This window comes from Kitasatospora sp. MBT66, from assembly GCF_000710405.2.
GTDB lineage: Bacteria > Actinomycetota > Actinomycetes > Streptomycetales > Streptomycetaceae > Kitasatospora > Kitasatospora purpeofusca.
On the sequence record NZ_JAIY01000016.1, the window covers coordinates 682929 to 690361 of the forward strand.

The following is a 7433-nucleotide window of genomic DNA, read 5'->3' on the forward strand; positions in this document are numbered from 1 at the left end:
AGCGGACCGGCCTGACCCGAGTCGGCGTCAGGCCGCGAGGCCGAGGCCCAGGGTGACGGCGACGGGGACGAGGTAGAGCAGCGGGAAGGGGACGGTCCCGTACGAGCGGGCCCGGATGTTGGTGAGCACGGCGCCGGCGAAGTAGAGAATCAGGCCGACCGCTGCGGCGACACCGATCGCCGGGACGGCGAGGCCGACCAGCAGACCGGCGGCGCCGGCGAGCTTCGCCACCGCGAGCCAGGTCCACCACGCGCGGGGCACGCCGTAGTCGACGAGGGGCTGGGTGACGAACTCGGCCCGACGGGCGAGCGAGACGCCGGAGAAGCCGACCCAGAGGGCACTGACGACGGCGAGCACGACATGGGCGACGGACATGGTGGTACCTCGTTCACGTGGAAGCGGAAGTGGAAGCGGAAGGGGTGGCGGGAGGCGACTCGCGCGCTCCGCCCGGCGGTTCGTCGGTCGACGTCGCCGACCCGCGGCACACGCCCGATGTGACGGGACGGCCGGGGCATTCTTCGCGGGACGTTCCGACGCGGCGGCGGTCTGCGGGCCGGACGCACCGGCGGCAGGGACCGCACTCGCGGCAACGGGTGCCATCCGCACCCGGCCGTTCGTCGGATCCGACGCGGCAGCGGGTCCGCGGGGCCGGACGCACCGGCAGCAGGGACCGCACTCGCGGCAACGGGTGCCATCCGCACCCGGCCGTTCGTCGCGTCTGAAAGGAATGATGCAGGCGATCGGCCTCGGCCGCGACCAAGATCAATCACCACAGTCACGCCCAATGGCCGACCAATGGGACACGTCGTGATCGAATCGAGACCGACCGGCCACCGTCCCCGGGCCGACCGTCTCCGGACCCAGGGCCCGCGGGAGCGCGGAGACGCGGGTCCACAACTCCCGCAGGTGGAGGCCGGACCCGGCCCACAGGCGTACGCGCTGCCGGACCGGCTCCACCTCGCGGCGTATCCGCCGTCCCCCGGCGGAGCGACGCGGCGACGGACGGCATCCTCCTAACGTGGCGTCATGTCGAAGACCGCCCGGTGGCGTTCCGCCGCCCTGCCGATCGCCTCCACCGCCCTGGTGCTGGCCCTCGCCGGACCGGCCGCCGCCTCCGCCCCGGCTGCCGCCACCGCCACCACGACCGCCACGGACGCCGCGGCGGACAGCAAGCCCGATGCCGCCGGTCCCCGGGTGCCGGCCACCAGCACCCACCGGCCCGTCGGGACGACCTCGGCCCGTCTGGTCGACCGGGACCGGCCCGACCCCTGGCGCCCGGACACACCGTCCCGCGAGCTGATGGTCACCTTCTGGTACCCGACCGACTCCGCCCGGGGCGCCCACGCGCCCTATCTGTCACCGGAGTTGTCCACCGCCCTGTACGGCACCGACGCACCGGCCGGGGTACGGACCGGCGCCGTGGCCGGGGCCCGGCCCGCCCCGGGGCGTCATCCGCTGGTCCTGCTCTCCCCCGGCTTCGGCCTGAGCCGCACCACGCTCACCGCGCTCGGCGAGGAACTCGCCGCCCGGGGCTACGCGGTGGCCGCCGTCGACCACACCTACGAGACCCTGGTGGAGTTCCCGGGCGGACGGATCGAACCCTGCCTGGTCTGCGGGCGGGAGGGGACCGACCCGGACTTCGGCGCGACGGCCTCCCGCGCCCGGGCGGCCGACCTGCGCTTCGTGATCGACCGGCTCACCGCCCCCGGCGGCCGGGGCCCGGTCCGCGGGCTCGCCGTCGACCCGGGGCGGATCGCCGCGGCGGGCCATTCGCTCGGCGGCGCGGCCGCCCTGGAGGCGATGGGCGAGGACCGCCGGATCCGCGCCGCCGCGAACCTGGACGGCACCGTCTGGATCCCGCCGACCGGCCTCCGCTCCCGCCCCGTGCTGCTGTTCAGCGCCCAGCTCGGCGGCTCCCCCGGCGCCACCGGGAACTGGGAGGACAGCTGGAAGCGGCTCACCGGCCCCCGCTACTGGGTGGACCTGCCGACGGCCGGGCACCTCTCGTTCTCGGACGAGCACTGGGTGGTGGACGCCCTCGGCAGCCGCGACCAGCTACCGGCCGACTCGGGGCCCGACCTCTTCGGCACCGTCCGCGGCGAGCGCGCGCTCGCCGCCACCCGCGCCTACCTCGGCGCGTTCCTCGACCGGCACCTGCTGGGCCGCCCGGCCCCGCTGCTCGACCGGCCCTCGCGCGCCTTCCCCGAGGTCCGCTTCGCCAAGTAGCGCTCCGGGCACGGCGCTCCGGGCGGGCTCTCCCGTCCGGGCGCCGCGCTGCCACAGCGGCAGCACCTCGACCCGCGCGGCCGGGCGGCGGTCCACCGGCCGGTGGTCCGCCGGACGGCGCTCACCCATCGCGGCCCACCGCCGGTCTCGGCGCCCCAACCGTCGTCACGGACGCCGTGCCGCGGCGGTCGGCCGCCAGCGAGTCCTCCAGCCGGGCCAGCAGCACCCGGAAGCGGTCCGTGTCCTCGGCGGTCATCCGGCCGCCCTCGGCCGGGGTCCGCATGCCCCGCCCGCCCCTCGTTCCCTCGGTCATGCCCCGACCCTAGGCGCCGACGATCAACGCCGGATAAACGGAGGGGAACCGGCCGAACGGAACCCCGTCCACCGGCGGAGCTCGAACCGGGAACTCAGGCCCGCCCGAGCACCCGGTCCACCGTGATCTCGACGACCACCCGGTCCGGGTTCACCCGGGGCTCGCGGTAGCGCTCGGCGTACCGGCGCTCCGCCTCGGCCACCTCCTCCGGCTCCTGCCGGACCACGGCCACCCCCTCCAGCGTCGACCAGCGCGCCCGGTCCACCTGGCAGACCGCGACCCGCTGGCCCGCCGCCCCGGCCTCCAGCACGTTCCGCACCTTCCGGCTGGTCCGGCTGCTGATCACCCGCGCGATCCCGGTCCCCGGGTCGAAGGTCACCCCCACCGGCACCACGTGCGGCGAACCGTCCGGGCGCAGGGTGGTCAGGGTGGCGATGTGCCGCTCCCGCCAGAAGGCGAGAAGGGTGTCGTCGAGCGCGCGGGGATCATGGGCCATGCCCGCGATGCTACGTCGCCGGGCCCGGCGGAAGGCCGCCGGGCCCGGGTGCGCGCGTCCGGGTGCGGGGTGAACGCGTCCGGGTGCGGGGTGGGTGCGTCCGGATACGGGGTGGGCGCGTCCGGGTGCGGGTGAGCGTCAGTGACCGCGGGCGATCCACTCCGGCAGGGCCGGGCCCTCGGCGCCGATGGTGGTCGGGTCGCCGTGGCCGGTGCGGACCACCGTCTCCGGCGGCAGCGTCAGCAGGCGGTCCCGGATCGAGTCGATGATGGTCGGGAAGTGCGAGAACGACCGGCCGGTGGCGCCGGGGCCGCCGTGGAAGAGGGTGTCACCGGTGAACACGGTGCTCAGCTCCGGGGCGTACAGGCAGACCGCGCCCGGCGCGTGGCCCGGGGTGTGCAGGACGGTCAGCTCCGTACCGGCGACCTCGATCCGCTGCCCGTCCGCGAGTTCGCCGTCCGGCAGCCGGTCGGGGTGGGTGAGCTTCCACAGCGGCAGGTCGTCCGGGTGCAGCAGGATCGGCGCGCCGGTGCGCTCGGCGAGCGCGGGGGCGGCGTCGATGTGGTCGTTGTGGGCGTGGGTGGAGACGACGGCGAGCAGCCGGCGCCCGCCGAGCGCCGCCTCGATCGCCGCGGCGTCGTGGGCCGCGTCGATCACCACGGCCTCGGCGTCGTCGCCGACGATCCAGACGTTGTTCTCCACCTCCCAGCTGCCGCCGTCGAGTTCGAAGGTGCCGGCGGTGACGAGCCGGTCGATCCGGAGGCTGCCGGTGCTCACAGGACCACCACCGAACGGAGCACGTCGCCGTGGTGCATGCGCTCGAACGCCTGCTCCACCGCGTCGAGTTCGATGGTCTCGCTGACGAACGCGCCGAGGTCCAGGCGGCCCTGGAGGTAGAGGTCGATCAGCATCGGGAAGTCCCGCGAGGGCAGGCAGTCGCCGTACCAGGAGGACTTCAGCGCGCCGCCGCGCCCGAACACGTCGAGCAGCGGGAGCTCCAGCTGCATCTCCGGCGTCGGCACGCCGACCAGGACGACGGTGCCGGCCAGGTCGCGGGCGTAGAAGGCCTGCTTGTAGGTCTCCGGGCGGCCGACCGCCTCGACCACGACGTCCGCGCCGTTCCCGCCGGTCAGCTCGCGGATCGCCTCGACCGCGTCGGTGGCGGTCGAGTTGACGGTGTGGGTGGCGCCGAGCTTCCGGGCGGTGGCGAGCTTGCGGTCGTCGATGTCCACCGCGATGATCTTCCCCGCGCCGGCCAGCCGGGAGCCCAGCACGGCCGCCCCGCCAACCCCGCCGCAGCCGATCACGGCGACCGAGTCGCCCCGGCCGACGTTGCCGGTGTTGATCGCGGCGCCGATGCCCGCCATCACGCCGCAGCCGAGCAGCCCGGCGACGGCCGGGTCGGCGGCCGGGTCCACCTTGGTGCACTGCCCGGCGGCGACCAGGGTCTTCTCGGCGAACGCGCCGATGCCCAGGGCCGGGGACAGCTCGGTGCCGTCCAGCAGCGTCATCTTCTGCTTGGCGTTGTGGGTGTTGAAGCAGTACTGCGGGCGTCCGCGCTGACAGGAGCGGCACTGGCCGCAGACGGCGCGCCAGTTGAGGACCACGAAGTCGCCGGGCGCGACCTCGGTGACGCCCTCGCCGACCGTCTCCACGATGCCCGCGGCCTCGTGGCCCAGCAGGAAGGGGAACTCGTCGTTGATCCCGCCCTCGCGGTAGTGCAGATCGGTGTGGCACACGCCGCAGGCCTGGATCCGCACCACCGCCTCGCCCGGCCCGGGGTCGGGCACGACGATCGTCGTCACCTCCACGGGCGCGCCCTTGGCGCGCGCGACGACTGCCTTGACCTGCTGGGCCATCCGGTTCTCCTCCGTCGGCCGGTACCCCTGTGTACCGGCGTGACCTGCGTCGACGCGGATCGAACGACCCGCCCACGCAGCCTAGCGCCCGTCACGGCGGGCGGCCGGGGAACGCCCCTGGTGATCCGCCTCACCGGTCGGCCCGGTCCTCCGGCGGCCCGTCCGCGACCTCGCCGGCGACGCCTTCGGCGCCCCCTCCGGGGCCTCCCCGGGGCCTCTCCGGGGCCACTCCGGGGCCACTCCGGGGCCACTCCGGGGCGCGAGGCGGGGCGCGCGGGCGCCACTGAGCGCCCGTCAGTGCTGCCACGCCCTCACCGCTCCCGCCCCACCCCGGCGTTGGCTGGATTCGTTGCTGACTGTGGCGCGTCGCCCACGTACGGTCGTAGCGAACCCGGCCTACTCGGCACGCCGTCGACCACGCCGCCCGTCCCCGCGCACCGCCCGGATCCACCCCCCGCCGGCCGCCCTCCGAGCGGCCACCGCCCTGGAGTCTGGAGTACGGATGTCCGCCGAGAACAGTGCCACCGGTGCCCGTACCGGCACCGCCACCGACCCCGGTCCCGCCGGCGGTGGCACCGCCCAGGCCGTCCTGCCGCCGCTGCACTGCCTGCGGCTGCTCGAACCCGGCCCGCCCCGGCTGGCCGCCCTGCCCACCGGCACCCCCGTCTGGCTGGTCAGCCGGCACGCCGACGTCCGGCAGGTGCTGACCGACCCGCGCCTGGGGCGCGCGCCGCTGCACGCCCCCGGCGCCCCGCCCGTCTCGCTCACCCCGAACCTGCTCGACGACCCGTCCTCGATGCTCAACATCGACGGCGTCGAGCACCAGCGGCTGCGCCGCACCGTGCAGCGCGCCTTCACCCCGCGCGCGATCGCCCGGTGGCGCCCCTGGGTCGCCTCGGTCGTGGAGGGCCTGATCGACGAGCTGATCGACCGGGGCTCGCCCACCGACATCGTCGCCGGCTACACCCGCCCGCTGCCGATCGCCGTGATCAGCCGGCTGATGGGCCTCGACGGCCTCGACAGCAAGCGCCTCGAACACTGGAGCGACCACGCCCTGTCCGCCACCGCGTACTCGGCGGAGGCCATCCGCACCGCGATGACCGAGTTCGCCGGCTTCGGCGCCGAGGTGATCGCCGAACGCCGTGCCGCGCCCGGCGACGACCTCGTCAGCAGCCTGCTCGCGGCCGCCGCCGACACCCCGGGCATCACCGAGCAGCAGATCGTCACGCTCGTCATCGGCCTGGTGGTGGCCGGGCACGAGACCACCATGACCTCGCTCGGCAACGCCCTGGTCTACCTGCTCAGCGACGGGCACGACGCCTGGCAGCAGCTCGCCTCGGACGAGCAGAGCGCGGCCGCCGCCACCGAACAGCTGCTGCGCGCCGTCCCGCTCGGGGACTCCGACGTCCTGCCCGGACTGCTGCGGCGGGCCGTCGAGGACCTCGACATCGGCGGGGTGCGGATCCCGGCCGGGAGCGTGGTCGCCGCCGACACCGACGCCGCCAACACCGACCCCGAGGTGTTCACCGGCGACCTGCTGACCGAACTGTTCTCCCCGCTCGCCGCACCGATGTACACCTTCGGCGCCGGGCCGCACCACTGCCTGGGCGCCTGGCTGGCCCGGATGGAACTGGAGCTCGCCCTGCACCGGCTGGCCCGTCGGCTGCCCTCGCTGCGGCTCGCCGGGATCGTGGAGGCCATCGACTGGCGGCGCGGCCTGCTCACCCGCAGCCCGCAGCACCTGCAGGTCTCCTGGTGACGGGTCGGGAGGCCACCGGGGCGGCGCCGGCGGTCATCGTCCAGGTGGACCGGGACCGCTGTATCGGCTCGGGCATGTGCGCGGCCACCGCGCCCGGTTCGCTGACGCTCGGCGCCGACGGGCTCGCCCGGCCGGTGCGGGAGCAGCCGACCGGCGCCGCCGGCGAACCGCTGACCTCGGAACTGGCCGACGCGGTCGACTACTGCCCGGTCGAGGCGCTCTCCCTGTACGGGGTGAGGGACGGGCGGCGGATCGACCCGACGGGCTGACCCGACCGACACCGCCGACACCCTGACACCGCTGACACCGCTGACCCACTCCCGGCGCCGCGCCGTGCCCCGTCCGGCGCGGCGCCGTCGGGTCAGCCCGCCGCGGCCAGCGCCTGCCGGACCTCCGCCGCCGGATCGCCCTCGTGGTACGGGCGCTCGCTGTCCTCGATGTGGTCCAGGAACTCCTGGTACCGCAGCGCGTACCCGAAGTGCACCAGCGGACCGGCCAGTTCCAGCGCCCGTTCCGGCGAACACCCCGGTACCCACTCGCGCCAGGCCCGCGCCCATTCCTCGGCCACCTGCGCCCAGCGCTCCCCGTCCAGGAAGCCGCGCGGCCGCAGCCCGTCCGCCACCGGATGGCCGAAACAGGTGTCGGCGAAGTCGATGACCACCAGCCCGGAGCCGTCGGAGCGCCAGTTGCCGGGGTGGAAGTCGCCGTGCACCACGGTCTCCGGCAGGCCGCAGGCGGCGAGTTCCCCGGCCAGCTCCGGCAGGCGCGCGGCCAGCGCCC

9 protein-coding genes are annotated in these 7433 nt (G+C 75.5%); 3 read left to right on the forward strand and 6 right to left on the reverse strand.

The genetic code is table 11. From position 1 onward, the window contains the following. Positions 1-27: 27 nt before the first annotated feature. The gene (locus BI06_RS38925; protein ID WP_030393949.1) at positions 28-375 is read right to left on the reverse strand and encodes a DoxX family protein; all 348 of its coding nucleotides are present in this window, start codon (positions 373-375) and stop codon (positions 28-30) included. 651 nt (positions 376-1026) lie between these two features. On the opposite strand from BI06_RS38925, the gene BI06_RS38930 reads away from it, so the two are divergent. After that, the gene (locus BI06_RS38930) at positions 1027-2226 is read left to right on the forward strand and encodes an alpha/beta hydrolase (protein ID WP_043476084.1); all 1200 of its coding nucleotides are present in this window, start codon (positions 1027-1029) and stop codon (positions 2224-2226) included. Positions 2227-2347: 121 nt separating this feature from the next. Here BI06_RS38930 and BI06_RS49950 read toward each other — a convergent pair whose 3' ends face one another. From BI06_RS49950 to BI06_RS38945, 4 genes are all read right to left on the reverse strand, one after another. Then, positions 2348-2539, reverse strand: a complete 192-nt coding sequence (locus BI06_RS49950; protein ID WP_149030620.1) for a hypothetical protein — start codon at positions 2537-2539, stop codon at positions 2348-2350. Positions 2540-2633: 94 nt separating this feature from the next. After that, positions 2634-3035: a pyridoxamine 5'-phosphate oxidase family protein gene (locus BI06_RS38935; protein WP_030393951.1), complete on the reverse strand. Its 402-nt coding sequence runs from the start codon at positions 3033-3035 to the stop codon at positions 2634-2636. A gap of 138 nt (positions 3036-3173) precedes the next feature. Next, entirely contained in the window at positions 3174-3812 is a 639-nt protein-coding gene (locus BI06_RS38940; protein WP_043476087.1) for an MBL fold metallo-hydrolase, read from the reverse strand. Next, on the reverse strand, positions 3809-4894 hold the full coding sequence (locus BI06_RS38945) for an S-(hydroxymethyl)mycothiol dehydrogenase (protein ID WP_043476090.1): 1086 nt from the start codon (positions 4892-4894) through the stop codon (positions 3809-3811). The genes BI06_RS38940 and BI06_RS38945 overlap by 4 nt, the downstream gene beginning before the upstream one ends. 502 nt (positions 4895-5396) lie before the next feature. Between BI06_RS38945 and BI06_RS38950 the strand changes: the two genes are divergently transcribed. Both BI06_RS38950 and BI06_RS38955 read left to right on the forward strand, forming a co-directional pair. Then, entirely contained in the window at positions 5397-6653 is a 1257-nt protein-coding gene (locus tag BI06_RS38950) for a cytochrome P450 (RefSeq protein ID WP_082559001.1), read from the forward strand. Continuing rightward, positions 6650-6922: a ferredoxin gene (locus BI06_RS38955; protein WP_233290466.1), complete on the forward strand. Its 273-nt coding sequence runs from the start codon at positions 6650-6652 to the stop codon at positions 6920-6922. The genes BI06_RS38950 and BI06_RS38955 overlap by 4 nt, the downstream gene beginning before the upstream one ends. A gap of 92 nt (positions 6923-7014) precedes the next feature. Here the strand turns inward: BI06_RS38955 and BI06_RS47315 are convergent. Then, positions 7015-7433: phosphotransferase (locus tag BI06_RS47315; RefSeq protein WP_149030625.1), on the reverse strand; the 419-nt coding region annotated here is incomplete at its 5' end.